At 61.4% G+C, this 26,989-nt stretch carries 27 protein-coding genes; 7 read left to right on the forward strand and 20 right to left on the reverse strand.

Annotated features, from left to right (window positions below):
- The first annotated feature begins 103 nt into the window (after nt 1–103).
- Nucleotides 104–832: a TerC family protein gene (locus tag G5193_RS19640; RefSeq protein WP_421207012.1), complete on the forward strand. Its 729-nt coding sequence runs from the start codon at nt 104–106 to the stop codon at nt 830–832.
- A 72-nt stretch (nt 833–904) separates the two neighbouring features.
- On the opposite strand, the gene G5193_RS19645 is transcribed toward G5193_RS19640, so the two are convergent.
- The 18 genes from G5193_RS19645 to pspA all read right to left on the reverse strand — a co-directional run bounded on the left by G5193_RS19645 (nt 905) and on the right by pspA (nt 17,434).
- A complete protein-coding gene (locus G5193_RS19645; protein WP_421207014.1) occupies nt 905–1,393 on the reverse strand; it encodes an OmpA family protein in 489 nt (162 codons plus the stop codon).
- A 25-nt stretch (nt 1,394–1,418) separates the two neighbouring features.
- On the reverse strand, nt 1,419–2,660 hold the full coding sequence (locus G5193_RS19650; RefSeq protein WP_421207016.1) for a diguanylate cyclase domain-containing protein: 1,242 nt from the start codon (nt 2,658–2,660) through the stop codon (nt 1,419–1,421).
- Nucleotides 2,657–3,214 carry a YfiR family protein gene (locus tag G5193_RS19655; RefSeq protein ID WP_421207018.1) on the reverse strand — a complete coding sequence of 186 codons (558 nt, stop codon included), beginning with the start codon at nt 3,212–3,214 and terminating at the stop codon, nt 2,657–2,659. The genes G5193_RS19650 and G5193_RS19655 overlap by 4 nt, the downstream gene beginning before the upstream one ends.
- A gap of 189 nt (nt 3,215–3,403) precedes the next feature.
- Nucleotides 3,404–4,951 carry a transcriptional regulator TyrR gene (gene tyrR / locus G5193_RS19660; protein ID WP_005333656.1) on the reverse strand — a complete coding sequence of 516 codons (1,548 nt, stop codon included), beginning with the start codon at nt 4,949–4,951 and terminating at the stop codon, nt 3,404–3,406.
- Nucleotides 4,952–5,099: 148 nt separating this feature from the next.
- Nucleotides 5,100–5,222: a 4a-hydroxytetrahydrobiopterin dehydratase gene (locus G5193_RS19665; RefSeq protein WP_370688904.1), complete on the reverse strand. Its 123-nt coding sequence runs from the start codon at nt 5,220–5,222 to the stop codon at nt 5,100–5,102.
- Nucleotides 5,219–5,557, reverse strand: coding sequence for a 4a-hydroxytetrahydrobiopterin dehydratase (locus tag G5193_RS19670; RefSeq protein WP_019444917.1), 339 nt, complete (start codon nt 5,555–5,557; stop codon nt 5,219–5,221). The genes G5193_RS19665 and G5193_RS19670 overlap by 4 nt, the downstream gene beginning before the upstream one ends.
- A gap of 63 nt (nt 5,558–5,620) precedes the next feature.
- The gene (gene phhA / locus G5193_RS19675; protein WP_421207020.1) at nt 5,621–6,415 is read right to left on the reverse strand and encodes a phenylalanine 4-monooxygenase; all 795 of its coding nucleotides are present in this window, start codon (nt 6,413–6,415) and stop codon (nt 5,621–5,623) included.
- A 152-nt stretch (nt 6,416–6,567) separates the two neighbouring features.
- Nucleotides 6,568–7,998: a gamma-aminobutyraldehyde dehydrogenase gene (locus tag G5193_RS19680; protein WP_005361166.1), complete on the reverse strand. Its 1,431-nt coding sequence runs from the start codon at nt 7,996–7,998 to the stop codon at nt 6,568–6,570.
- A gap of 29 nt (nt 7,999–8,027) precedes the next feature.
- Nucleotides 8,028–8,855: an ABC transporter permease gene (locus G5193_RS19685; RefSeq protein WP_227342658.1), complete on the reverse strand. Its 828-nt coding sequence runs from the start codon at nt 8,853–8,855 to the stop codon at nt 8,028–8,030.
- A gap of 35 nt (nt 8,856–8,890) precedes the next feature.
- The gene (locus G5193_RS19690) at nt 8,891–9,859 is read right to left on the reverse strand and encodes an ABC transporter permease (protein WP_005346227.1); all 969 of its coding nucleotides are present in this window, start codon (nt 9,857–9,859) and stop codon (nt 8,891–8,893) included.
- The gene (locus G5193_RS19695; RefSeq protein WP_421207023.1) at nt 9,856–10,869 is read right to left on the reverse strand and encodes an ABC transporter ATP-binding protein; all 1,014 of its coding nucleotides are present in this window, start codon (nt 10,867–10,869) and stop codon (nt 9,856–9,858) included. The genes G5193_RS19690 and G5193_RS19695 overlap by 4 nt, the downstream gene beginning before the upstream one ends.
- A gap of 143 nt (nt 10,870–11,012) precedes the next feature.
- Nucleotides 11,013–12,158 carry an ABC transporter substrate-binding protein gene (locus G5193_RS19700; protein ID WP_158113403.1) on the reverse strand — a complete coding sequence of 382 codons (1,146 nt, stop codon included), beginning with the start codon at nt 12,156–12,158 and terminating at the stop codon, nt 11,013–11,015.
- 197 nt (nt 12,159–12,355) lie between these two features.
- A complete protein-coding gene (locus G5193_RS19705) occupies nt 12,356–13,279 on the reverse strand; it encodes a LysR family transcriptional regulator (protein WP_005346246.1) in 924 nt (307 codons plus the stop codon).
- 190 nt (nt 13,280–13,469) lie between these two features.
- The gene (locus tag G5193_RS19710; protein ID WP_421207025.1) at nt 13,470–14,501 is read right to left on the reverse strand and encodes a YcjF family protein; all 1,032 of its coding nucleotides are present in this window, start codon (nt 14,499–14,501) and stop codon (nt 13,470–13,472) included.
- A gap of 53 nt (nt 14,502–14,554) precedes the next feature.
- The gene (locus G5193_RS19715; protein WP_040069343.1) at nt 14,555–15,961 is read right to left on the reverse strand and encodes a YcjX family protein; all 1,407 of its coding nucleotides are present in this window, start codon (nt 15,959–15,961) and stop codon (nt 14,555–14,557) included.
- A gap of 145 nt (nt 15,962–16,106) precedes the next feature.
- Complete coding sequence (pspC, locus tag G5193_RS19720; protein WP_005333670.1) at nt 16,107–16,511, reverse strand: envelope stress response membrane protein PspC; 405 nt, start codon at nt 16,509–16,511, stop codon at nt 16,107–16,109.
- Nucleotides 16,508–16,744 carry an envelope stress response membrane protein PspB gene (gene pspB, locus G5193_RS19725; RefSeq protein WP_005333672.1) on the reverse strand — a complete coding sequence of 79 codons (237 nt, stop codon included), beginning with the start codon at nt 16,742–16,744 and terminating at the stop codon, nt 16,508–16,510. Before pspB ends, pspC begins: the two co-directional genes overlap by 4 nt.
- A gap of 3 nt (nt 16,745–16,747) precedes the next feature.
- Complete coding sequence (pspA, locus tag G5193_RS19730) at nt 16,748–17,434, reverse strand: phage shock protein PspA (RefSeq protein ID WP_005361184.1); 687 nt, start codon at nt 17,432–17,434, stop codon at nt 16,748–16,750.
- A gap of 196 nt (nt 17,435–17,630) precedes the next feature.
- On the opposite strand from pspA, the gene pspF reads away from it, so the two are divergent.
- From pspF to G5193_RS19760, 6 genes are all read left to right on the forward strand, one after another.
- Nucleotides 17,631–18,659 carry a phage shock protein operon transcriptional activator gene (pspF, locus tag G5193_RS19735; protein WP_005333674.1) on the forward strand — a complete coding sequence of 343 codons (1,029 nt, stop codon included), beginning with the start codon at nt 17,631–17,633 and terminating at the stop codon, nt 18,657–18,659.
- 108 nt (nt 18,660–18,767) lie between these two features.
- Nucleotides 18,768–20,363: an ABC transporter substrate-binding protein SapA gene (gene sapA, locus G5193_RS19740; protein WP_162515159.1), complete on the forward strand. Its 1,596-nt coding sequence runs from the start codon at nt 18,768–18,770 to the stop codon at nt 20,361–20,363.
- Between the two features lie 2 nt (nt 20,364–20,365).
- Nucleotides 20,366–21,325, forward strand: coding sequence for an ABC transporter permease (locus tag G5193_RS19745; protein WP_021231386.1), 960 nt, complete (start codon nt 20,366–20,368; stop codon nt 21,323–21,325).
- Nucleotides 21,326–21,360: 35 nt separating this feature from the next.
- Nucleotides 21,361–22,254 carry an ABC transporter permease subunit gene (locus G5193_RS19750; RefSeq protein WP_005333677.1) on the forward strand — a complete coding sequence of 298 codons (894 nt, stop codon included), beginning with the start codon at nt 21,361–21,363 and terminating at the stop codon, nt 22,252–22,254.
- The gene (locus G5193_RS19755) at nt 22,254–23,252 is read left to right on the forward strand and encodes an oligopeptide/dipeptide ABC transporter ATP-binding protein (protein WP_005333679.1); all 999 of its coding nucleotides are present in this window, start codon (nt 22,254–22,256) and stop codon (nt 23,250–23,252) included. Before G5193_RS19750 ends, G5193_RS19755 begins: the two co-directional genes overlap by 1 nt.
- A 34-nt stretch (nt 23,253–23,286) precedes the next feature.
- A complete protein-coding gene (locus G5193_RS19760; RefSeq protein ID WP_005333681.1) occupies nt 23,287–24,072 on the forward strand; it encodes an ATP-binding cassette domain-containing protein in 786 nt (261 codons plus the stop codon).
- A 104-nt stretch (nt 24,073–24,176) separates the two neighbouring features.
- Here G5193_RS19760 and htpG read toward each other — a convergent pair whose 3' ends face one another.
- Both htpG and recR read right to left on the reverse strand, forming a co-directional pair.
- Nucleotides 24,177–26,090, reverse strand: a complete 1,914-nt coding sequence (htpG, locus tag G5193_RS19765; protein ID WP_075115122.1) for a molecular chaperone HtpG — start codon at nt 26,088–26,090, stop codon at nt 24,177–24,179.
- 168 nt (nt 26,091–26,258) lie between these two features.
- Nucleotides 26,259–26,861 carry a recombination mediator RecR gene (gene recR, locus G5193_RS19770; protein WP_216962264.1) on the reverse strand — a complete coding sequence of 201 codons (603 nt, stop codon included), beginning with the start codon at nt 26,859–26,861 and terminating at the stop codon, nt 26,259–26,261.
- Nucleotides 26,862–26,989 lie beyond the last annotated feature (128 nt).

Below are 26,989 nucleotides of genomic sequence, written 5' to 3' on the forward strand. Positions count from 1 at the left end.
TGGCCCCCATTTTTATCTTTTCGCCCCTCTGGGACAAGCAGTGGCACCCCTGCTAGAATTCGCATCTTCAATTTTCCAACCAATGTTCAATCAAGGTTCAATCATGCTGGAATGGGTTCTTGATCCCTCCGCCTGGGTCGCTCTCGCTACCCTTACCCTGCTCGAAATCGTGCTGGGCATCGACAACATCATCTTTATCTCCATCCTGGTAGGTCGCCTGCCGGAGGCTCAGCGCCAAAAAGCGCGCATTCTGGGTCTGGGGCTCGCCATGGGCACCCGGATCCTGTTGCTGCTCTCGCTCGCCTGGGTGATGCGTCTCACCGAACCGCTCTTCACCGTGCTGAACGAGGCTATCTCGGGCCGCGATCTCATCCTGCTGCTGGGTGGTCTGTTCCTTATCGGCAAGAGTACCCACGAGATCCACGCCACTCTGGAAGGCGCCGCCGAGCCACAGAGCGTCAGCAAAGCGGCCTCGGGCTTTATCAGCACCCTGATCCAGATCGCCATTCTGGACATAGTGTTCAGCCTGGACTCGGTGATCACCGCGGTCGGCATGGCCGATCACGTGCCGGTGATGGTGCTGGCCATCATGATTGCCGTCTTCATCATGATGTTTGCCGCCAAGTCTATTGGCGATTTCGTCGATGACCACCCCACCATCAAGATGCTGGCCCTCTCCTTCCTCACCCTGGTGGGGTTTGCCCTGATGGCGGAGGGGATGGATCTGCACATACCGAAAGGCTACATCTACTTCGCCATGGCCTTCTCGCTGGTGGTGGAGATGATCAACATCCGCTTGCGCAAGCACAGCGAGGTCGACACAGGGAAGTAGTGTCGCCGGATCAAAAAGAGCGCCTCTCGGGGCGCTCTTTTGTTATGCACACGGCATGCTGCCGGATAGAGATCACTGGTTGGCAATCACAATGGCCACCCGGCGGTTTTCTGCTCGTCCGGCTGTGCTCTTGTTGTCCGCAACCGGGGCCGTCTCACCGCGGCCACGGATCTCAAGATTGGCGGGCATCATCCCCACCGAGATCAGCACATCTGCCACCGATTGGGCTCGTTTCAGAGAGAGCTGCTGGTTGTAGCTGCTCTCGCCCGTATTGTCGGTATGGCCGTCAACCCTCGCCTTGTCGAGCCCGACCCCAAGCAGGGCCTTGCCCAGTTTTTCCACTATCAGCCGGGTCTGCGGATTGAGTTCACCCACATTGTTGGCAAACAGCACCCGGTTGGCCAGATCCAGTGTCCAGCCCTCATCGGTCAGATAGAAACCTTGCTCCTTCAATACTGCCAGCTGTTCCGGGGTCAACCCCCTGGGGGTGCTCTGACAACCCGCCAGCAGAGAGAACAACAGGCCCAGCACAACAGCCTTGATGGAGAGGGATAGTTTCATTGTTATGACTCCTTTACACCTTGACTCACGCCGATTTGGCGGCCTCAACCTCCTCACGGCGTGTACGTTTTGCCAAATACATGGCTTTGTCTGCCAGCTCGCACAGCTCGCTGGCGCGGGTCCCGGGTTGATGGATGGCAAAACCGATGCTGATCCCTGCCACCAGTTGCTGTCCATCCCGCAATACCACAGGATCACTCATCGCCTGCTGAATGCGGTCGATCACCTCTTCCACATCCTGCCCCAGATGCACAGGTGTCAGCAGTATGGCGAACTCATCTCCCCCCAGCCGGCAGACCAGATCTCCGGGGCGCAGCTGATGCTGTACCCGCCGGGAGAGGGTCACCAGCACATCGTCACCGGCGTTGTGCCCCAGGGTGTCGTTAATCTGTTTGAAACGATCGCAATCGAGATAAAGCAGGGCGAACGGGGCCCCCCCCTCGCTTACCTCGCCAATGGCATGCTCGAGGCGAGCTTCGAATAACGCCCGGTTGGGCAACCCGGTCAACGCATCATGGGTCGCCTGGTGGAGCAGACTGGCGTTCTCCCGCGCCTGATGAGCCTGCCAGGCTTGCAGCTCATCCAGCAGGGCGTTGAAATCCTCTCCCAGCTCATTGAGCTCGACGATATCGGCCGGTGGCGCCCGCATTCCCAGGGTGCGCTGTCGACGCACCGAGTGGGCGACCTGTGCCAGTTGTCGCAGTGGCGAGGTGATCGCGACCTGCATCCGCCCGGCGACATAGAAGGCGCCCATCACACTCAACACCAGGCAAACCACCATCACCAGCAGCACCGAGAGCAAGAACAGCAACAGATACTCGCCATGACCGCGCAGCTCTATGGTGGCAATCTGCTCACCGCCCCGCAGCATGGGATAGGTGACCGGTCCCGGTAACAGCAGGCGGGCAAGATAATCTTCGACTGTGGCCAGCGGATTGCTGACGGGACGAACCCATTTAGCGAGCTGTTGACCATTGGCCAGCAAGATACTGGCTTCGGCCACCTCTTCCTTGGCAACGATGCCGCTAAGTGCCTCGCTCGCAGCCTCCTCATCGTGGAACACCACCGCAGCCTCGGCGCTGTAGCTGATGGCGCGGGCCACCAGCTCCAGATTGTGATCGGCGTAGAAGCGTACTACCAGCAAAGCAACCAGTGTAAAAAAGAGTCCCGCCACGCTGACGGCTGTGATGGCGGCCACCAGATGGGTTCGCCCCAGGCTCTGACGCAGGGTCAGACGGCGGGGAGCCGCGCTCACCTGTCGTCTCATGGGACCCCCTTGTCGGCATGGGCCAGCTTGAGCACGGCGGGATGCACCCGCACGCCGCTCAGGGCCAGGGCATCGAGGTTCACTTTAAACCGCACCCGCACGCTGTCCGGCGAGGTCTGCAGGCAGAATACCGAGCTGGTGGAACAGTCGTGGTTGTATTCGCTGATGCTGAGCACAGGGTGCCCCTGCAGGCGGGCAAACAGCGCAATCCGGGTCGGCTCGTCGAGCACTCCCAGATAGAGCACATCGCAGTGATCGCTGATGGCCGGATCGCTCGCCTCGTAACGATGGACTTGCACGGCACGGCCATTAGCCTGACGATCGATGGTAAAGAGGGCACCGGCATATTCGGTCGGTGCCGCCACGCACATGCGCAGCACCGCAGGCTCGGTGGGCCAGCGGGTGTAACTCATGATATCGAGCACCAGCTCCCTGACCGCCGTCGCCCGGCTCTCTGCGGCCGTTTCCGCCAGCGCGCGGGGCAACAGCAGGCCAAACGCAACCAACAGGAGCGCCAGACGGGCAGTTAAACGGGGGGAAAAGAGTAACAGCATGATCGGGAGGTGGTCGCCTTGACAATACCGCAGCTATGGCATTGCGGTTCGGGTAGATGAACCCAGATAGTAAGTTGGCTGACACTGGCCTGACAAGTCTCACCCCGCCATCATCTACCGAGTTCGTGTAAAGAAAACGGAGAGCCCGTCTGGTAACGGGCTCTCTGGTGACAGGCAACAAGACGGAAATCACTTCTTGCTGATGCCGTATTCTCGCAGCTTGTTGGCGATGGCGGTATGCGACACGCCCAGGCGTTTGGCCAGCTGGCGCGTCGACGGGAAGGCGGGATAGAGCCGGGCCAGCAGCTGGCTCTCGAAGCGCTTCACCGCATCGTCGAGATTCCCCTCAAACCACTCGTCGATCAGCGGCATGGTATCGGCCGCCACCGGCAGGTCGATCTGCTCGGGCCCCAGCTCATCCCCTTCCAGCAGGGTCATGGCACGGTAGAGACAGTTGCGCAGCTGACGCACGTTGCCCGGCCAGCGATAGGCGGTCAGGTAGTCGGCCATGTTGCGGGTAAAGCGCGGACGGGGTCGCTGCAACTCGCTGGCAAAGCGGGAGACAAACTGCTGGGCCAGCACCATGATGTCAGCCTTGCGCTCGCGCAAGGGGGGCAGCGCCAGACTGAGCACGTTGAGGCGATAGTAGAGATCCTCGCGGAAGGTTCCTTCGTGCACCAGATCCAGCAACTGCTTCTGGGTGGTGCAGATGAAACGCACGTTGACCTTCACCTCCTGCTCGTCACCGACCCGGCGGAACACCCCATCCTGCAACACCCGCAGGAACTTGGTCTGCAGATGGGGAGACATGTCGCCGATCTCGTCCAGCATCAGGGTGCCGCCGCTCGCCAGCTCCAGCACGCCGCGCTTGCCCTCGGTGTTGTTGCCAAAGGCGCCGGGGGCATAACCAAACAGCTCGCTCTCGGCCACGTTATCGGGCATGGCGGCGCAGTTGAGGGCCATAAAGGGGTGGCTGGAGCGCAGGCTGGCACCGTGACAAGCACGGGCCAGCAGCTCCTTGCCGGTACCGGTCTCACCGACAATCAGCAGCGGCGCGTCCTGCATCGCCAGTTTTCGCGCTTGCGACAGTACCTCTTTCATCTTGGGGCTCTCGGCCTGCAGATGCTCGAAGCCCCCCACTTCCACCGCATGAAGCGCGCTGAAGTGCAGGCCGACCCGCCGGGCAGATTTGAGCACCACCACGGCACCGGCCAGCGCCTGCTTGCCGCGGGCTTCTGCCACGAACAGCGGCATCAGATCTGCCAGATACTCTTCGCCATTGAAACTGAGCTTGCAGGTCTGCGGCTTGATCTCGCTCGCCTCCAGCCAGCGGGTGAAGGAGAAACCCTTAACCAGCGAACCGAGCGCCACGCCGCGCACCTCCTCCACCGGCAAGCCGAGGGTGGTGAGGGCCGACTGGTTGGCCTGGGTCACCTTGCCCTTGCTGTCGAGGGAGAAGACCAGGTCCGGCAGCGCCTTGAGCAGCGCCTCGATTTCGTGGTGCTCTCGCTCGGAAGGCATGTAAGGGATGGTCTTGACGTCGTAGACGCCGGGAATGCGGCGGATCTCCGGCATCAGGTGCTGAAAATCACTGAACTCCAGCTCGGGAAAGTTGAGATAGATGATGCCTGAGGTATCGATTTCGATGCCGCGCAGATCGATATTGTGCTCCACCAGGCGGTCGAGCAGTTCCCGGGTCAGGCCCAGGCGGTCTTCACAGCTGACTTCAAGACGCATTCGGGACACACTTCCTAGCTAACTCTATGAATGAGCGGATAATACAGTCTCGATCCCCCCAGTGCGAGCGCCAGCCCATAAAAATGCGGGCCCGCCCCGCTTTCGCAGGCAGGCCCGGGTCAACCGATGACGCTGGTGTGGGGCGCCATTACCGGAGCAACTGATCGGTACGCGCCGCCATGATGAAGTCGTTGCGATGCAAACCGCCGATCTTATGCATCCACCAGCTGACGATCACCATATCGCTCACTGGATGAGTGGTGGCGTTCACTTCAGCAGCTCATCCGTGCGTGCAGCCATGATGAAGTCGTTGCGGTGCAAGCCGCCGATCTTGTGGGTCCACCAGCTGACGGTCACCTTACCCCACTCGGTCAGAATGGCCGGATGGTGGAACTCCGCCTCCGCCAGCTCGCCCAGGCGGTTGGTAAAGGCCAGCGCCTCCTTGAAGTTGCGAAACGTAAATTCCCGTCGCAGTTGCAGCGCCCCCTCCTCCACCAGCGGCTGCCAGTCGGGAATAAGCTGCATCAGCTCGCGCAGCTCCTCATCGCTCACCTTGGGGGCATCGGCGCGACACGCTTCACACTGTTGGCTGGCCAGTTCGGACATGGGTTACTCCTGCTTGAATTAATGAAAAATTAATGAAAATGAAATAGGGTTGTTTGCTTTTGGTCAGCTCGCCTGTTTGCCAGCGGCAACCTCAAAACGTGGCGGATAGAGGCCAAGCCGACTGGCCTCGGCCAGAGCAGCCATGATCTCCTCCCCGGTCAGCTGGTAGAGATGATCGAGACTCGGCAGCACAAAATAGGTGGGCTGCATGATGTCGATGCGATACGGGGTGCGCAGCATAGTCAGTAGATCGAAGGGTTGCAGCAGCGGCTTGCCGGAAAGGGCATAAGCTGTCTCGCCGATGGAGGAGAGAATGCCGCCACCGTAGATACGCAGCCCGCCAGGTGTCGCCAAGAGGCCAAACTCCACGGTGAACCAGTAGAGCCGCGCCAGAAAAACCCGCTGCTCCTTGCTCGCCTGCTGCCCCAACTGACCGTAGAGGTGGGTGAAGTGGGCAAAGGCCGGATTGGTCAGCATGGCGCAGTGGCCGAAGATCTCGTGAAAGATATCCGGCTCTTGCAGGTAGTCGAGCTCGTCCCGGCGCCGGATAAAGGTGGCCACCGGAAACTGGCGATTGGCCAGCAGGGCGAAGAAGCGATCGAACGAGATAAGCGCGGGCACCGCCGCCACCGACCAGCCGGTCGCAGGCTGCAAGACGGCGTTGATCTCGGCCAGCTGGGGGATGCGATCACGGGGCAGCCCCAGTCTGTCGAGACCGGCCAGATATTCGTTACACCCCTTGCCATCGAGGGCGGCGAACTGGCGTTCGATCAGGATCTGCCAGGTGCCATGCTCCTCGTTGCTGTAGTGGATCACCCCGTCAGCATCCGGCTGGTGGGCGGTGTAGAAGGTTGCCATAGCGGTTCCATCCTCTGGCGCCACATCAGGCGCCTTGCCGTTTCATCACGGCTTCACTGTAACGAAATGGCAACAAAAAAAGCAGCCGACCCATGAGTCGGCAGCCTGAAACAGTTGTAAATAAATTGTGACAACCCGCTAACCAATCCCCACTACAGCTTGACCATGATATGGCGCGGCACCGTGTAATCCTCCAGCGCATAGAGGGAGAGATCCTTGCCGTAGCCCGACATCTTCATGCCGCCGTGGGGCATCTCGGAGGTGAGCATGAAGTGGGTATTGATCCAGGTGCAACCATATTGCAGGTGGCTGGCCACCTTGCTGGCGAGGCTCAGATCCTTGGTCCAGACCGACGAGGCGAGGCCATAGTCCGAGTCGTTGGCCCACTGCACCACCTGCTCGGCATCGTTAAAACGGGTCACCGACACCACGGGGCCAAACACCTCGCGGCGCACGATCTCATCCTCCTGCCGGGCCCCGACAATCAGGGTCGGCTCGAAGAAGAAGCCGTTGCCGGGACGGATCTTGCCCCCCGCCGTCACCTCCACATGACCGCTGCTCTGGGCCCGCTCGACAAAGCTGGCGACCCGGTTGCGCTGTCTGTCCGAAATAAGCGGCCCCATCTCGACCCCCTCCTCGTACTGGCTACCCACCTTGATGGAGGCCACCGCCTCGGTCATGGCGGCGACAAACTTGTCGTAGATCTTGCCCTGGGCATAGATACGGCAGGCGGCGGTGCAGTCCTGGCCGGCGTTATAGAAACCGAAGGTGCGAATGCCCGCCACCACCGCCTCCAGATCCGCATCGTCGAAGATGATCACCGGCGCCTTGCCCCCCAGCTCAAGGTGGGTGCGCTTCATGGTGCGGGCGGCGCTCTGCAGGATCTTCTGGCCGGTGGCGATATCGCCGGTGAGCGACACCATCCGCACCAGCGGGTGCTCCACCAGCGGCGCCCCTACACTCTCGCCCCGCCCGCAGATGACGTTGATAACGCCGCGGGGGAAGATCTCGCTGGCCAGCTCCGCCAAACGCAGCGCGGTGAGCGGGGTCTGTTCGGAGGGTTTGAGCACCACCGTATTGCCCGCCGCCAGCACCGGCGCCATCTTCCAGGCCGCCATCATCAGCGGGTAGTTCCAGGGGGCGATACTGCCCACAACACCTATGGGGTCGCGCCGGATCATACTGGTGTGCCCCTCGAGATACTCCCCCGCCAACGGCCCTTGCAGGCAGCGGGCCGCCCCGGCAAAGAAGCGGAAGCAGTCCACCACCGCGGGCAGCTCGTCGTTGAGCACAGCCAGATAGGGTTTGCCGCAGTTGAGGGATTCGAGCGCCGCAAACTCCTCGGCGTGGCGCTCGACGAGATCCGCCAGACGCAGCAGCAGGTTGCTGCGGCTTGCCGGGGTGGTACGGCTCCACTGGGCGAAGGCGCGCTGGGCACCGTTCACCGCCCGGTTCACCTGTTCGAACGAGGCTTCGGGCACGGCGGCGATCTGTTCGCCGTTAGCCGGGTTGAGAATAGGTTCGGCCTGCCCCTCGCCGGTCACAAACTGGCCATCAATCAAGAGTTGAGTTGAGAGTTTCATGGTTGCATCCTTGCGCACGCGTTGAATCATCATTTGCCACTGCCAGCGACATCATGGGTGTCGCGAGTGAGGTAGTAGGCAAGCAAAATGGGGATAGTGGTGAAGGCCACTATGATGAGGGCCACCACGTTGGTGACCGGCCTGTCTCGGGGACGGATCAGCTCCTGATACATCCAGATGGGCAGCGTGGTCTGCTGGCCCGCCGTGAAGGTAGTAACGATCACTTCGTCAAAACTCAGGGCAAAGGCCAGCATGCCCCCCGCCAGCAGCGCCGTGGCCAGATTGGGCAGGATCACGTAGCGCAGGGTCTGGAAGCCGTCGGCCCCGAGATCCATCGACGCCTCGATGAGGCTCTGGTTGGTGCGGCGAAAACGGGCCAGCGCATTGTTGTAGACCACCACCACACAGAAGGTGGCGTGGCCGATCACGATGGTCCAGAAGCTGAACGGGATCTCCATCAGGCCGTAAGCCGAGCGTAGCGCGATACCGGTGACGATACCGGGCAGCGCGATGGGCAGCACCAGCAAGAGCGACACCACCTCCTGACCGAAGAAGCGGCTGCGGGCAATGGCCCCTGCCGCCAAGGTGCCGAGGATCATGGCCGCCAGCGTCGCCAGCCCCGCTACCTCCAGTGACAGCTGGATGGCACGCCACACATCGGGACGATTGAGGGTCACCTCGAACCACTTGAGGGTGAGCCCGGGGGGCGGAAACTGGTAACTCTTGCTCTCGCTGGTGAAGGCGTAGAGGAAGATAAACAGAATGGGAAAGTGCAGGAACAGAAGGCCACCGATGGCGGCGTACTTGAGCAGACCCGAAGGGCGCTCTCCCTGACTGCTCACTGAGCTAGCTGACATGAAGGCCTCCTTGCTGCCGGTTCAAAGCGATTGATTCAAAGCGCATCAAAAGCCCCCAGTCTTTTCGCAATCGCCAGATAGATGGCGATGATAAGGATCGGCACCAGCGAGAAGGCGGCGGCAAAGGGCAGGTTGCCCGCCGTTCCCTGCTGCATGTAGACCACCTGACCGATATACATGGTCGAGTTGCCGATGATGCCGGGGATGATGTAATCACCGAGGGTCAGCGAGAAGGTGAAGATGGAGCCCGCCACCACACCGGGCAACGCCAACGGCAGGATCAGGTTGCGAAAGGTCTGGGCGGGTGTCGCCCCCAGATCGCTGCTCGCCTCCAGCAGGGATCGCGGAATACGCTCCACCGCCGCCTGAATGGGCAGGATCATGAAGGGCAGCCAGACATAGACGAACACGATAAAGGTGCCGAGCCGCGAGAAGGAGAGCGACGGGCCACCTATCACCGGCAGGGAGAGGATGGCATCGAGCAGCCACTCCAGCCCCATGCTGTCGGCCAGCCAGCTCACCACTCCCTCCTTGGCCAAGATCAGCTTCCAGGCGTAGACCCGCACCAGATAGCTGGACCAGAGCGGCAGCATGATCCCCACATAGAACAGCGCCCGGGTCTTGCCACTGGTGTAGCGCGCCATGTAGTAGGCAACCGGAAAACCGAGCAGGGCGCAGGCCAGGGTCACCAGCAGCGACATGCCGACGGTGCGGCCGATCACATCCAGATTCTCCGGCCGTAGCAGGGCGACGAAGTTTTGCAGCCCCAGCTCGTGGCGCACCTGACCGCTGAACTCGTCCAGCCCGAACAGGGAGTTGGAGAGCAGCATCAGCAAGGAGCCGACATAGATGATGCCGAGCCACAGCAGCGGCGGCCCCAGCAGGATCGCCAGCAGCAGGCCGGGCCGACCATAGAGCAGGGTCGAGAGGCGCCGCAGCGGCCTGAAACGGGCAGGTTCGGGCTGATGGTTCATGGCAAGACTCGCACTGTGAGGGGCACTCATGGCTGCGCCCCCTGATGGGCGCCACTCAGGCGATGGATGGCCTGCTCCGGCCAGCTGAGACTGACCCTGCTGCCACGGGCCAGACGGGCCTGCCCCTCATTGGGGTGGTTGACGATGATCTCGAGCTGCTCCCCGAGATCAACCCGATAACGGACGAAGGGACCCAGATACTCCACCTCGCGGATCTCTCCCGACCAGCCCGGCGCGCCCGCCTCACCGAGCCGGATCCGCTCCGGGCGCACCATCATTTGGCTGCCGTCACCGCACAGCCGTCTGGCCTGCTCCCCTTCGAACAGATTGACGGTACCGACGAAGCGGGCCACAAACGGCGTCGCCGGAGCGTCGTAGATAGTATCGGGCGCAGCGATCTGCTCGATCTTGCCCTGGCTGAAGATGCAGATCCGGTCGCTCATGGAGAGCGCCTCCTGCTGATCGTGGGTGACGAAGATAAAGGTGATGCCCAGCTGGCGTTGCAACGCCTTGAGCTCAAGCTGCATCTGCTCGCGCAGTTTAAGATCGAGGGCCCCCAGCGGCTCATCCAGCAGCAGGATGCGTGGCTGGTTGATGAGGGCTCGGGCGATGGCGATGCGCTGGCGCTGGCCGCCGGAGAGCTGGCTCGGGCGGCGCTTGCCGACCCCGGGCAGTCGCACCAGCTCCAGCATCTCGTCCACCTTGCGGTAACGCTGTGCCTTGGCGACCCCCTTGAGCATCAGGCCATAGCCGATGTTGTCGCGCACATCCATGTTGGGAAACAGGGCATAGTCCTGAAACACGGTATTGAGGTTGCGATCGTAGGGGGGCACGGTGGAGCAGGGTTCGCCAAACAGGCGGATCTCCCCGTCGCTCGGGTACTCGAAGCCCGCGATCATCCGCAGGCAAGTAGTCTTGCCGGAACCGCTCGGCCCCAGCAGGGTAAAGAATTCCCCGGAGGGGATCTGGAAAGAGATGTCGTCGACCGCCTTCACATCGCCATAGTGGCGACTGATCCGGTCAAATTGTACGGCGTTCATGGGGCGTCCTTGTCTGTGCTGGGATGGGCCGGACTCCTGTCCGGCCCGCTTGATTATCCGCTCTCGGCAGTCGTGCAGAGGAGGCGCAGCGCCCCTGCCGTTGGCAAGGTGGCAGCGGTTCCGACCACCTTGCTCACCCCGCCTTAGCGGCCGCCCAGAATGGCGATATAGTCGGAAACCCAGCGGTAATAAGGCACGCAAGTTCCCTGGCTCTTGCACTGGGAGACCGGAGTGCGCCAGAAGCGAACCCGATCGAAGTTGTCGATACCGTTGGTTTTGCACCCGGTCGGGCCCAGCAGGGCATTGCCCTCGCAGGCGGCAGGTACCACAGGCACCGAGCCAAACCAGGCGGCGAGATCTCCCTGCAGCTTGTTGCTCAGGGAGTGCTCCAGCCACTTGTAAGCGCAGGTGAGGTTCTTGGCATCGCTGTGCACCATGCTGGTATCGGCCCAACCGGTCACTCCCTCTTTCGGCACAGTGGTGGCGATGGGCTGCTTGTCGGCGATCAGGGCGTTGGCCTGGAACGGCCAGGAGCCTGAGGCAACCACCCCTTCGTTCTTGAAGTCGTCGATTTGAACGAAAGCATCATGCCAGTAGCGTCCCACCAGCTGGCGCTGCTTGCGCAGCAGATCGAGGGAGGCCTTGTACTGCTCCTCGTTCAGCTCGTAAGGATCTTTGATGCCCAGTGCGGGCTGATGGGTCATCAGATAGAGGGCGGCATCGGCGATGTGGATCGGGCCATCAAAGGCCTGCACCCGCCCCTTGTTGGACTTGCCATCCGCCAGGGTCTGCTCCTCGAACACCACGTTCCAGGAGTCTGGTGCCTTGGGGAACACCTTGGTGTTGTACATCAGGATATTGCCGCCCCACTGGTAGGGCACGCCGTAGTGTTTGCCATCCACAGTGTGCCAGGGGGCATTTTGCAGACGGGGATCAATCTTGCTGTAGCTCGGGATGAGCGCCAGATTGAGCGCCTGCACCTTGCCACCGGCAATCAGACGCAAGCTGGCATCGCCGGAGGCGGTCACCAGATCGAAGCCCCCCTCGTTCATCAAAGCTACCATCTCGTCCGAGGTGGCCGCCGTTTTGACGTTCACCTTGCAGCCGGTCTCTTTCTCGAATCCGGTCACCCAGTCGTAGTTCTTGTCGGTCTCACCACGTTCGACGTAGCCAGCCCAGGCCACAATATTGAGCTGGCCTTCACCCTTGCCGAGCTCGGTCGGGGCAGCCTGGGTCTGGCCTGCCAGCAGCGCCGGAACAAGAGCCAGCATCAGAGGGGTCAATTTCATCATGCACTCCTTGCATTGTGTTGACTTGCATCAGGTGAGGGAACGCCGCCATGGGCGTTAACATCCTGTTAACCAGAAATGAGCTTAGGGGAGTGGCAATACGATGAATATTTCAATTTTTGGTGGCTCAGGTATCAGCTAAATCGATATCGAGTGCAGATGAATCTGATTTTTGGTGGCTACCCCGCAAAAGATGGCTAGCGAGGGAGCGCCTGACGGGCCCGCAACCGGCTCTGATCCCGCGCAATATCGATAAATTCCCGCGCCGTCCAATCCAGCCGAGAACCACGGCGCCACACCAGCCCGATATCGATGGCGGGAATGGGCTCCTTGATGGGGCGCGCCTCGACCCGCTCCTGCTCCAGCGACCAGGGGCGATAGGCAAAATCGGGCAGCAGGGCGACCCCGAGCTGGCTGGCGACCAGACTGCGCACTGCCTCCACCGACGCGGTGCGCAGCACGATGCGGGGGGAGATGCCGTAGCGGCGCAGGCCGCCACCGATGATCTGATCGAGCTGATCGGCGGTCAGCGAGATCATCGGCTCCTCCCCCAGCGCGGTGAGCGAGAGGGTCGACTCGGCGCAGAGCGGGTGGTTGGCGGCCAGCCAGAGCCGCAGCGGCGAACGGGTCAGCAATTCGGTATCAAACGCCTCTTGCCGGATGGTGCGGTTGGTCATCAGGATCCCCACATCCACCTCACCGTTGACGATCTGGTGCTCCAGAAAAGGCTGTTCATCCTCCTTCACCTCAATCTGTACCGCCGGAAAGGCACGGCGAAAACGGCCGAGCGCCTCTGAGAGGTAGTAACCCGCCACCAAGGTGGTCACGCCGATGGTGAGTCGCCCCTGATCCTGCTGGGCCACCGCTTTAAGGGAGTGGCTCGCCTCGGTCATGGCGCCGAGAATGCGGCGGGCGTGGAGCAAAAACTGGTGGCCCTGAGTGGTGAGAGTGACGCCGCGCGGATTGCGCTCGAATAGCGGGGCGCCGAGCTCGGTCTCCAGCTCGCGAATGGCGCTGGTGACCGCCGACTGGGAGATATGAAGCTCGGCTGCGGCACGGCTCACTGAAAAGCTGTCGGCCACGGCCACAAAATAACGGATCTGGCGAAAGGTAAAGTTCATCGGGCATCCTTGCCGATTGGTACGATGAGTGTGATTGGTAAGATTGACTGCCAGCTTAACCGTAAACGGGCGCCTCGCCAAAACCAGGCACTGCTGCCAACTCAATGATCTGCCGATTAAAACCATGCCCCTGTGGCTTGGCGAGCACGACAGGGGCATGGATCATCGCAGCAAGGTGCAGACAGGGCTATCAGGATTTGTTGAGGTACCCCGCCAGCTGGCCGATCAGCCGCTTGCGCAGCTCGCCGAGTTTGGGTTTCTCGTCCGCACACCAGGGCAGCGGACGGCACGCCTCTATGGTGCGCAGGCCAAGGCGAGCGGTGAGCAGCCCGGCCCCCACCCCTTGCGCCGCGCGGGCAGAGAGCTTGGCGGCAAACTCGGCGCCCAGCAAGTCCATCCCCACCTCGGTCACCAGCTCGGTAGCACCGGCGTAGAGCATGTTGCGAAACACCTGACGGATCAGACGTATGCGGCTCCAGTAGCCAAGTTCGATGGCGTAGACATCGGCGATATCCTCGATCATCCGCAGGTTGCGCCACAGCATCAGCATCATGTCGACGGTAGCGAGCGGACTCAGCGCCACCAGCACAGCGGCCTCCCCCGACCATTTTGCCACCCGCGCCTGTGCCAGCTTGTCGCGCTCGGCGAGCACCAGCTGGCTGTAGAGGGTCAGCACTTCCCGATCGCTGTGGCTCTCATCGAGCTGGGCCAGCCAGGTTTGATACCCCTCGCGCCCCTTGTCGCCACTTTTGACCGCCAACCCTTCGCAAAAGGCCTGCCCCTGCCCGACTCCCTGATGGGCCAGCAGACCTTCTGCTCGCGAGCGTACATCCTGACGCCGCTTGAGAGTGCGTAGTCGCAGCCACTCGCGCCCCACCACGCTGGCGGTCCCCGCCGCCACCAGCGCCGAGGCCGCCAGCCAGGCGCTGCCCCAGAGCGGGGTGGTGAGGAATTGATCGTAAAGAAAGGCGCCATACTGGCCCAACGAGAGCAGACCGACCGCCCCCAGCCCCCACGCCAGCAGCCGATGGCGGCGACGCGGTTTGATGACGAGGGCGCTCTCCACCTCGGTGAACTCGTCCAGCTCGTCGAGGCGCTCGAAGCTCGCCTCCTCCAGCCGCTGGGACGGTGCGGGCGGGCGCTCGTCACTGGGCACCGTCAAGGCAGGCTCAAGGATCACCTTGCCCTGCAGCGGTGGCCGCTCTTTTAACTGATCGTTCATCGCATTGTTCTCCTGTGCGCAGCCTTCGGCTCAGGTGCCAAGACCGCACACCGTTATTCGAGGTGATCCCCGAGCAGAAACTCCAGCGCCGCATCGAGCCGGATATGGGGCAACGCCTGATGGGGGCTCATGGGCATAGGGCGAAACGCCTGAAAATCAAAGCCCTGGCTGTTCCACCACTGCGCTGGCGGAATATGGGGAGGCACCTCCCCCGGGAACAGCAGCAGCGATTCACCGCTCAGGCTGGTACCGCGGATGGCGGGGAACTCGCGGCCATTGGCCACCCCCTTGCCCACCTCGGTCGCCTTGATGGCGGCGAGCGCCAGACACTCGGTGGTGATCCCCTCAAAACGAGCCTGACCGCGACCGCTGCGCACCAGATGCTGCAGCAGTGAGACCATGGGCGCATGTTGTTCGGGGGTGACGTGATCGGCCTTGCTCGCCACAAACAGCAGCTTGTCGATACGGGGCGAAAAGAGTCGCCGCCACCAGTTGCTCTTGCCGTAGGCAAAGCTCTCCATGATGCGGGCGATGGCCTGCTGCATGTCGCCAAAGCTGGCCGCCCCGGCGTTAAGCGGCTGCAGGCAATCCACCAGCACGATCTGGCGATCAAAGCCGGCAAAGTGCTGCTCATAAAAACCCTGCACCAGATGCTGCTTGTACTGCTCGAAGCGCTGCCTGAGGGTGGCGTAAAGAGTGCCATCGGCGGGCTCGCCGACAGGCATCTCCCACACCCAGGGGACAAATTGCAGCATGGGGGCACCGGCATACTCCCCCGGCAACACGAAGCGGCCGGGTTGAATAAGGTGCAATCCCAGCTCCTGTTTGCAGGCATGCAGATAGGCGGTGTAGCGCTCGGCAAGCTCAGCCACCGGCCGCTCTTCGAAGCGCTGATCGACCTGCCACCCGGGTATCAGCCAGCTGGCGGCAAGTGCCTGCAGCTCTGGGCGACGAAGCTGCTCGCGCACCTGTTCGCTCCACTGCTCGTAGCTCATCTCAAGGAGCGGCAAGTCGAGCAGCCACTCCCCGGGGTAGTCCACCAGATCCACGTAGAGGGTGGAGATCTCCCCCAGATGCTTGCGCAGGGGATGACGGGTGCGATAACGGATTTCGAGGCGCACTTCGGCCACCCCGCGGGTGGGTTCGGGCCAGGCAGGTGGATCGCCAAACAGGGAGTCGAGGCCACGCTCGTAGGCAAAGGTGGGGATGTGGGCATTGAGCTGCGGCACCCGGCGGGCGCCGAGGATGCGCCCTTGACGCAGGGCATCCCACAACGGCAAACGGCCATCGATGGCCGCGTGTTCCAGCTGGTTAACCAGCGCCGTGATAAAGGCGGTTTTTCCGCTGCGAGAGAGGCCGGTCACCGCCAGCCGAATATGGCGATCCCGCACCCGGTTCACCACGTCGTTCGCCTTGTGTTGCAGGCGAGTCAACTTCTGTTCCAGTTTATTGAGTATCAAGGCTTGATCCGTTCTCCCTTGGTGGTTGCATCCGGCGTGCTCAGCCGTGCGAGAGGTCGACCGCTTATCCACGTCTGGATAGTTGTCGTCGATGGTGGATCATCACAGAAGATTCCACCATCGACATTGAGTGATTTGGCAAGCACTACAGCTTGCGAAATTCCCGCTGCAGGGTGAACTCCCTTGAGGTCACCAGCTTCTCGATCCGCTGAACTCTGGGCTCCAGCGCGTCAAGTTCCTGCGCGATGCGGCCCAGCGCCTGATGAGGGGTGATCCCCGCCTGCCAGCTGCGCGCTTTCATCCGCACCTCGGCAAAGTCGGCATCCTCTTGCGAGTAGAGGGTGACCGGCTTTTTGTCGAGCAGGAACCAGGCAGCGATATAGGCGGTGAAGGTGATGAAACCGGCGAAGATAAGGCCACTGATGGCGAGCAGCCGCACGATCCAGGTCTCCACCCCGAAATACTCTGCCAAACCGGCACAGATCCCGGCTATCTTGCCGCGCTGGGGATCGCGATAAAGGTTACGCCCTTCACGACTGACACTGCTCATACCTTGTTCCTCCAACCGGGTACTTCCGCGTCCAGAATCGACTCCAGCGCGCCCACTCGCTCCTGCATCTTCTCGGTGCGAGCCAGCAGCCCTTGCAGCTGTTCCCGCTCGCTATCGGCAAGACCGGCGCCAATCCGCCCCTTGGCACGATAGTGCAGCACCAGCCAGATGGGGGCCACCACCACCATGAAGACCACCATGGGAACCATCAATACGCCCAGCAGATCTTCCATCTGTTACTCCCCCTGTTTGCCTTCGCTTTTGCTGTCGCCCTGACCCAGCTTCTGGCGCATGGCTTCCAGCTCACGGCTTATCTGATCGTCCACTTCCAGCTCGGCAAACTGCTGCGCCAGCGCCTTGTCGGACTGACCCAGATCGGCGCGCGCTTCCATTTCGTCGATGCGACGCTCCATCCGCTCAAACTTGCTCACCACAGCCTGGCTCTCGCCACGGGCTACCTGGCTCTGCACATTGAGACGGCTGCTGGCCGCTTCGGTGCGAATGGCCATCGCCTTTTGACGGGCGCGGGCATCTTCCAGCTTGGCTTCGAGCTGGCGGATCTCCTCACCCAGCTTCTCGATACCGCTGTCGACCGCCTGCTGCTCGCGGTAGAGGGTCTCTGACAACTCGGTCTGTTTCTTCTTCTCGATCAGGGCGGCGCGGGCCAGATCTTCACGCCCTTTGGTCAGGGCCAGCTCGGCCTTGGCTTGCCACTCGTCGACCCGCTCCTGATGACGGGCGACCTGACGACCAATCTCTTTCTGGCTGGCGAGGAAGCGGGCCAGATTGGAACGCTCCTTGACCAGCTCGTCCTCCATCTCCTGGATGATCAGGCGCACCATTTTCTGGGGATCTTCTGCCTTGTCGAGCAGAGCCGTCAGGTTGGAATTGATGATGTCGGCCAGACGGGAAAAAATACTCATGATTGCACTCCTGTTATTGGCATGGCGTTGTTTCTCCATTGACAATGGCAACTTGTGTGCCAATCTGGAACAAAATTTAACTTGTTGATTTATATGGGGCGGAATAGCCGAATTGCAAGATGCCTCGCGCAAGAGATGATTAAAATCACCAACTTTTGGTAAGATTGACCAGCTTTTACAACTGACAGGGATCACTATGACCACGGCCACGGAAAGCCTGCTGGGGGAATCCAACGCATTTCTCGAGATCATTGAGCAGGCCTCACGGCTCGCCCCGCTGCGCAAACCCGTGTTGATCATCGGTGAGCGGGGGACGGGCAAGGAGCTGATCGCCCACCGCCTACATTATCTCTCGGCGCGCTGGGATCAAAGCTTTGTCACCATCAACTGCGCCACCCTGAGTGAGAGCCTGCTGGAGACCGAGCTGTTCGGTCACGAAGCGGGGTCGTTTACCGGTGCGGCCAAGCGCCATCAGGGCCGCTTCGAGCGGGCCGATGGCGGCACCCTCTTCCTCGACGAGCTGGCCACCACCAGCGCCAGGGTGCAGGAGAAGTTGCTGCGGGTCATCGAGTATGGCGAGTTCGAGCGGGTCGGTGGGGCCAAGCCCCTTAAGGTGGATGTGCGGCTGGTCTGCGCCACCAACGAGGATCTCCCTGCGCTGGCCGACAAGGGGCAGTTTCGCCACGATCTGCTCGATCGGCTCGCGTTTGATGTGATCACCCTCCCCCCCTTGCGGGAGCGGCGGGAAGATATCCTGATGCTGGCGGAGCACTTCGCCCACAGCATGACCCGGGAGCTGGGCTATCCGCTGTTTGCCGGTTTCTCGCGCAAGGCGACCCAGTTGCTGCTGGATTACCACTGGCCGGGCAATGTGAGAGAGCTGAAGAACGTGGTGGAGCGCAGCATCTATCGTCAGGGCAATCCCCAGCTGCCGCTCTCGACCCTGGTGCTCAACCCGTTTGATTCCCCCTGGCGACCACAGGTCACGCAACCTGCGCAAGAGGCCCGAAGCGAGGTACAATCTGCATCCCCCCTCGCCTTGCCACTCGATCTCAAGCAGGCGGTGGCGGAGTACGAGATTAATTTACTCAAGCAAGCGATGCAGCAATCCCAGTATAATCAGCGCAAAGCCGCTCAACTGCTGGCCTTAAGCTATCACCAGTTCCGTGGCATGCTACGCAAATATCAGCTGCTGGATGGCGATAACGATGCAGAACAAGAGTGAAGGAGCGCGGTTGATGCCGACTCCAGCAACACGCCAGCCTTCGCGCTGGCACATTTGTATCAAAACGTGCGTACAAAACCCCTATAAGAACATGGTTCAACAATGAGAATGCTCACACCCTTGCTGCTGGGTATGCTGGTGCTGGTCACCGGCTGCCAGAAGCAACCCGAGGCCTCCAAAACCGGACTCATCTATTGTGCTGAGGGATCCCCCCTCTCCTTCAATCCCCATGTTTCCAACTCCGGGGTGACACTGGATGCCAGTGCCCGTCCGCTCTACGACCGCCTGCTGGAGGTGAACCCCAACACCCTGGCGCTGGAGCCGGCGCTCGCCACCAACTGGCATGTCAGCGAGGATGGCCTCACCTATACCCTGACCCTGCGCAAGGGGGTGACGTTTCACCATACCCCCTGGTTCAAGCCCACCCGCACTTTCAATGCCGATGACGTGGTCTTCACCTATGCCCGCCAGCTTGACGAGCAGCACCCCTACCACAATGTCTCCGGCGGCGATTACCCCTACTTCTACAGCCTGGGGCAAGATCTGCTGATCAAGCGGGTGAGCAAGAAGGGGCCGCAGACGGTGGTATTCGAGCTGAACCAGCCGAACGCCTCTTTCCTCGCCACCCTGGCCAGCGACTATGCGGTGATCCTCTCCGCCGAATACGCCGAGCAGATGTTGCAGGCGGGCACGCCAGCCCTGCTGGATAGCCGCCCCATCGGCACCGGGCCGTTCAGCTTCAAGGAGTATCGCCACAACGAGTTCATCCGCTATCTGCGCCACCCTGGCTACTGGGGCGGCGATGCCAAGATTGAACAGCTGGTCTACGACATCACCCCCAAATCCGCCAAACGGCTGGCCAAGCTGCTGACCGGCGAGTGCGACGTAATGAGCACCCCTTCCGCCAGCCAGCTCTCGGTGATCAAGCAAAATCCGGCGCTGAGCCTCTCGGTCCAGTCGGGGATGAACGTCGCCTTTTTGGCCCTCAATACCCGCAAGCCGCCGTTCAACAACGTCAAGGTGCGTCAGGCCATTGCCAGCGCCATCAATATCGACAACCTGCTGCAGGCGGTCTATTTCGATACCGGTCTGCCCGCCAACAGCCTGCTGCCGACCCTCTCATGGGGGTACAACCCCAGCCTGCCCGAGCGCAAACCCGACCTGAAACGGGCGCGCCAGCTGCTCAAGGAGGCGGGACTGGAGAAAGGGTTCGAGATGCAGGTGCTGGTACAGCCGGACGCCCGCCCCTACAACCCGGATGCGGTCAAGACTGCCCAGCTGATCCGCAGCGATCTGGCCAAGGTCGGGATCAAGCTCAAGATCGTGCAACGGGAGTGGCCGGTGATCGAAAGCCGCCTCACCAAGGGGCAGTACGACAGCCTGCTCTCCGGCTGGATTGCCGACAACGCCGACCCGGACAATTTCTTCCGTCAGCTGCTGAGCTGCTCGGCAGTGGAGCGCGGCAACAACTACAGCCGCTGGTGTAGCCCGGCCTTCGATCAGTTGCTGGATGATGCGGTCACCACGCCCCAGCTCTCGTTCCGGCTGCGCAACTACTACTATGCCCAGACCCTGCTCAACGAACAGCTGCCGCTGATCCCGCTGGCGCACGCCTTGCGTACCCAGGTCAGCCGCAGCGACATCGAGGGGCTGACGCTGATGCCCTTTGGCGGCACCTCCTTCAACCAGGCTCACAGGGAGTAAGCATGCTTCTATACACCTTGCGCCGCATCAACCTGCTGCTCATCACCCTGCTGGCGCTGACCTTTGTCGCCTACCTGCTGGACTATCGGCTGATCGGCAATCAGCTCAGCTTCTGGAGCGGCTATCCCGACTTCCTGCGCCGCATTTTCGCAGGCGACCTGGGGCTCTCCAGCGTCTCCGGGCTGCCGGTGCTGGACGAGATCCGCCACTACTTCCCGGCGACCCTGATCCTCTGTCTGGCGGCGTTCGCCATCTCGCTGCTGGTGGGGATCCCTCTCGGCACCCTGGCGGCCCTGTCACAGGGAAAGACGCTGGATCTCTCCATCATGACTGCCGGTCTTATCGGCTATGCGGTGCCGGTGTTCTGGCTGGCGCTGCTGGTGGTGATGCTCTTTTCGCTGGATCTCGGCTGGCTGCCGGCGTCGGGCCAGATCAGCCTGCTCTACGATGTGCCCCCCATTACCGGCATCGCGGTTATCGATGTGCTGCTCAGCAACGAACCCTGGCGGCAAGCGGCGCTGCACGATGCCCTGCGCCACCTCATTCTCCCGTCACTGGTACTGGCGGTGGTGCCCACTACCGAGGTGATCCGCCATGTGCGCAGTTCCCTCATCGACGTGATGAAGCAGAACTACATCAAGGCGGCGGCGAGCCGGGGCCTTTCCAAGGCGCAGATCGTCTGGCGCCATGGCCTGAAGAACGCCCTGCCGCCGGTACTGCCGCTGCTGGGTCTGCAACTGGGTAGCGTGCTCACCTCCGCCATGATCACCGAGGTGGTGTTCGAGTGGCACGGGATCGGCCGCTGGCTCATCAGCAGTATCGCCCTGCAGGATTACGCCGCCATTCGCGGCGCAACCTTGGTGGTCGCCAGTTTCGTGATCCTGACCAGCGTCAGCACCGAGTTGCTGACCACCCTTATCTATCCGGCACGGCGCAAAGAGTTGTATGCCAAACAAGATTGAACGCGCTCATGGCGTGACCAGGAGCCAGGTATCCTATGCAAGATAAATCGAACATCTATCCCGAGCTCAAGATCCTCTCCCCCCTTGAGCAGACGTGGGCCTCATACAGCCGCAATCCGTTGGCGATGGCTGGGCTCTGGTGCTTTTTGCTGCTGCTGCTCATCACGCTGGTGGGGCCGCTGGTCGTCCCCTACGGCATCGATGAACAGCACACCGACAAGCTGCTGCTCGCCCCCTCCTGGGCGGCGACCGGTAACATCGACTACTTCCTCGGCACCGACGATCTGGGGCGTGACATGCTCTCCCGGCTGGTGGTAGGGGCGCGTCTCACTTTCGGCTATGCGCTGGTCGTAGTGGTGATCGCCATGGTGGTGGGCTCCGCCATCGGTATCCTCGGCGGGATGAGCAAGGGACTTAAATCGAGCGTGCTGCACCACCTGCTCGATACCCTGCTCTCCATCCCCTCCCTGCTGATGGCCATCATCATGGTCGCCATCATGGGGCCGGGTTTTGGCAATACCCTGATAGCCATTACTCTGGCGTTGATCCCGCCCTTTATCCGGGCCACCTACAACGCAGTACATGCCGAGATGCAGAAGGAGTACATTACCGCCAGCCGCCTCGATGGCTCCCCCCCCTTCCGGATCATGCGGCTGGCTATTTTGCCCAACATTGTCGAAACCCTGGTGGCCCAGACCACCCGCACCTTGTCGGCGGCCATTCTCGATATCTCGGCGGTCGGTTTTCTTGGCCTCGGCGCCCAATCTCCCCAACCGGAGTGGGGCACCATGCTGGCCGATTCGAGCGACCTTATCTATCTCGCCCCCTGGACCGTCACCCTGCCCGGCATCGCCATCCTGTTCAGCGTGCTGGTGACCAATTTAGTTGGTGAAGGCATTCGCGAAGCACTCAAAGAGGGGAATGACTGATGCCGCTGCTCGATATTCGCAATCTCACCATCGAGATCGACACCCCGCAAGGCAAGGTCAAGGCGGTGGACAAGGTGAGCCTGACCCTGACCGAGGGGGAGATCCGCGGTCTAGTGGGTGAATCCGGCTCAGGTAAAAGTCTGATCGCCAAAGTGATCGTCGGCATCGAGAAGGACAACTGGACAGTACGTGCCGACCGGATGCGCTTCAACGACATGGATCTGCTGACCATGGCCCCCAAGGAGCGCCGTCGCATCATGGGTCGCGAGATCGCCATGATCTTCCAGGACCCCATCAGCTGTCTCGATCCCTCCGAGGAGATCGGCACCCAGCTAGAAGAGGCAATACCGACCGATTCGTTCGAGGGACAATTCTGGCAGCGCTTCCAGTGGCGCAAGAAGAAGGCCATCGCCCTGCTGCACCGGGTAGGCGTCAAGGATCACCGAAAGGTGATGCGCGCCTATCCCCACGAGCTGTCGGATGGTATGTGCCAGAAGGTGATGATCGCCATGGCCATTGCCAACCAGCCGCGTCTGCTGGTAGCCGACGAGCCCACCAGCGCCATGGAGTCCACCACTCACTCCCAGATCCTGCGACTGCTGGACAAGATGAACAAGCTGGGCAATACCACCATCCTGATCATCAGTAACGATATCGCCGCCATCGCCAACCTGACCGATACCATCAACGTGATGTACTGCGGCCAGATGGTGGAAGTGGGCACCCGGGAGCAGATCCTCGAGACCCCGCATCACCCCTATACCGATGCCCTGCTCAAATCGATCCCCGACTTTGACAAGCTGGTGCGCCACAAGTCGCGCCTCGAGACCCTGCCCGGCGTCATCCCGCCGCTGCAACACCTGCCCATCGGCTGCCGTCTGGGGCCGCGCTGCCCCTACGCCCAGAAGCAGTGCGTGCAGACTCCGTTGATGAACAAGATCAAGGGCCATCAGTTCAGCTGCCACTTCCCGCTGAACATGGAGGAGCCAAAAAAATGATGACCGTTAATGCCCCCATGAAGGAGCCCCGCTTGTGATCGAGCCGTCCCTGTTGCAGGTCAGAGGCCTTAGCAAAACCTACCAGAACCGCACCGGTCTATTCCGTCGTCAGGCGGTGGAGGCGATCAAGCCCCTCTCGTTCGATCTCGAAGTGGGTCAGACCCTCGCCATCGTCGGCGAAGCTGGCTCCGGCAAGAGCACCCTCGCCCGCATTCTGGCCGGCATGATCGAACCCACCAGCGGCGACATCGCCATCGACGGCCAGCTGATGGTGCATGGCGATTACCAGACTCGCTGCAAACTGCTGCGGATGATTTTTCAGGATCCCAACACCTCGCTGAACCGCAAGATCCGGGTCGGCCAGATCCTGGAGACCCCGCTGCGTCTCAACACCGAGATGACCGAGGAGGAGCGCCGCGAGAAGGTGGTGCAGACCCTGCGCATGGTGGGGATGCTGCCGGATCACGCCCTGTTCTATCCGCAGATGCTCTCCTCCGGTCAGCAGCAGCGGGTGGCGCTGGCGCGAGCGCTGATCCTCAACCCCAAGATAGTGGTAGCCGATGAGGCGCTCTCCACCCTGGATATCTCGGTACGCTCCCAGATCATCAACCTGCTGCTGGAGATGCAGGAGACCATGGGGCTGAGCTATGTGCTGGTAGCCAACGATTTGGGCATCGTCAGCCATATCAGCGACGAGGTGCTGGTGATGCACGAAGGGCGAGTGGTGGAGCGCGGCAAGACTCTCAAGGTGTTTGCCGATCCCCAGCATGAGGTGACTCGCCGTCTCATCCAGAACTACAACAACGAATACCGCAAATAGAGAGGCACTGGCCGCCGCCCTTGCCGCTGTTGTCGCCGCGCTCACTCGGCGGGATCAAAAAAGCCCACTGCATGCAGTGGGCTTTCTGTTACCGGAGTCGCGGCTTAGGCTTGCAGCAACAAACGGTTGATGCGGGAGACGAAGCTCGCCGGATCGTTCAGCCCGCCCTGCTCGGCCAGCTGGGCCTGTTCGTGCAGCAGGGTGACCCACTCACCGAACAGCGCCTCGTCTTCAATGGTATCGAGCTTCTTCACCAGCGCATGGTCAGGGTTGAGCTCCAGAATGTACTTCTGCTCCGGTACCGGCTGGCCGGCCGCGCGCATCAGCTTGATCATCTGGGTGCTCATACCGTAGGCGTCGGTGACGATGCAAGAGGGGGAGTCGGTCAGACGGTGAGTGACACGCACCTCTTTCACTGCATCGCCCAGGCTCTTCTTGACCCGCTCAACCAGACCGGCATTAGCCTTCTCGGCCTCTTCTTGCGCCTGCTTGGATGCTTCATCTTCCAGATCGCCGAGATCCAGCTCGCCACGGGTGACGGAGATGAGCTGCTTGCCGTCGAACTCGGTCAGGTGGCTCATCAGCCACTCATCCACACGCTCCCACATCAGCAGCACTTCGACACCCTTCTTGCGGAAGATCTCGAGGTGCGGGCTGTTCTTGGCAGCGGCATAGGAGTCAGCAGTGATGTAGTAGATCTTCTGCTGGCCTTCCTTCATGCGGCCAACGTAATCCTCGAGAGAGACAGTCTGGGCTTCGCCCTCGCCAGCGGTGCTGGCAAAGCGCAAGAGCTTGGCGATCTCTTCGCGGTTAGCGTAATCCTCGGCCGGGCCCTCTTTGAGCACGTTACCGAACTCTTTCCAGAATTTGGCGTACTTCTCGGCATCGTCTTTCGCCAGCTTGGAGAGCATGGTCAGAACCCGCTTGGAGCAAGCCTTGCGCAGAGAGGCAGTAACCTTGTTGTCCTGCAGGATTTCACGGCTGACGTTGAGCGGCAGATCGTTGGAGTCCAGCACCCCTTTGACGAAGCGCAGGTAGGTCGGCATAAACTGCTCGGCGTCGTCCATGATGAAGACGCGCTGTACGTAGAGCTTCAGACCGTGCTTCTGCTCGCGGTTGTAGAGGTCGAACGGTGCGCGGGCTGGTACGTAGAGCAGGCTGGTGTACTCCTGCGCCCCTTCCACCCGGTTGTGACCCCAGAGCAGCGGATCTTCAAAGTCGTGGGCGACGTGCTTGTAGAACTCCTGATACTCCTCGTCCTTGATATCTTTCGGGTTGCGGGTCCACAGTGCCGTGGCGCGGTTGACCTGCTCCCACTCGCCCGGGGTGCCGACGATGGTCTCACCATCCTCTTCGCGATCCGGGGTGCCCTCTTTGAACATCTCCACCGGCACGCTGATGTGATCGGAATACTTGCCCACCACGGAGCGCAGGCGCCAGTCGTCGAGGAACTCGTCCTCTTCGGCACGCAGGTGCAGGATGACGTCGGTACCGCGACCCTCTTTGGTTACGTCAGCGACGGTGAAGGAGCCTTCCCCTTCAGATTCCCACTGTACGCCCTGCTCCGGAGCAGTACCGGCGGCGCGGGAGACCACGGTCACCTTGTCGGCCACGATAAAGGCGGAGTAGAAGCCGACCCCGAACTGACCGATCAGCTGGGAGTCACGTCCCTGATCGCCGGAGAGGTTTTTGAAGAATTCTGCGGTGCCGGACTTGGCGATGGTACCCAGGTGCTCGATCACCTGATCGCGGGTCATACCGATCCCGTTATCGGAGATGGTCAGGGTACGCTTCTCTTTGTCCACCACCAGACGCACACGCAACTGGCCGTCGTTTTCGAACAAAGAGGCATCGGAAAGCGCCTTGAAGCGCAGCTTGTCCGCCGCATCGGATGCGTTGGAGATCAGCTCGCGCAGGAATACTTCTTTGTTGGAGTAGAGGCTGTGAGCCATCAGGCTCAGCAGTTGTTTGACTTCAGTCTGAAAGCCGTGGGTTTCGGCATGAACACTTTGGGTCATGGACCAATCCTCAGAAACATCGGGTTGAACATATGCCCAACCTAGATGGGGACAGGGATCCAAATATCAAGGGGGCGAATGTGCAATCCTGCTCATTCGCCCCCTGTTGGCGTGTGACCGCCGATTTTATGTTCAGTTTTTCGCGACTTGCCTGCCGCCACCCTCCCCTTACTTGAGGCGCTGGCGCCCCATCAGGGAGTGGGAGAGCGTGGTGCCATCCACCAGCTCCAGCTCGCCGCCCACCGGCACCCCGTGGGCGATGCGGCTCACCTCTACCCCGGCGGTGCGGGCCATATCGGCGATATACCAGGCGGTGGCATCCCCTTCAATGGTGGGATTGGTGGCGAGGATCAGCTCGCTGATCGCCTCATCCTTCAGGCGGCGATCCAGAATATCGAGCCCCAGCTCCTCCGGGCCGATGCCGTCGAGCGGCGACAGATGGCCCATCAGCACGAAGTAGCGGCCGGAAAACTGACCGGTCTGTTCGATGGCGGCCACGTCCGCCGGGCTCTCCACCACGCAGAGCAGGCCATTCTCTTCCCGCTTGGGATTGGCGCAAATATCGCAGCGATCGTTCTCGGTAAAGGTGCGGCAGTGGCTGCAATGACCGATCTCGGTCAGGGCGCGAGAGAGCAACTGGGCCAACCGCAAACCGCCGCTGCGCTCGCGCTCGAGCAGGGTAAAGGCCATCCGCTGGGCAGACTTGGGCCCCACCCCAGGCAATACCTGCAGGGCTTTCATCATCTCATCAAGCAGGGGACTGAACTTCATAACACTCCTTACACGGGCCTGCCCCTCGCCACCACCAGGGCCACGACGGGTCAGCAAAACAGGATAACGCCATTGGCGCAGGACTATACCCGAGCCGGCCCATGACTGCCATTTGCTTTGCTGGCCAG

It is taken from the genome of Aeromonas sp. 601027 (assembly GCF_049174455.1).
Lineage (GTDB): Bacteria > Pseudomonadota > Gammaproteobacteria > Enterobacterales > Aeromonadaceae > Aeromonas > Aeromonas veronii_A.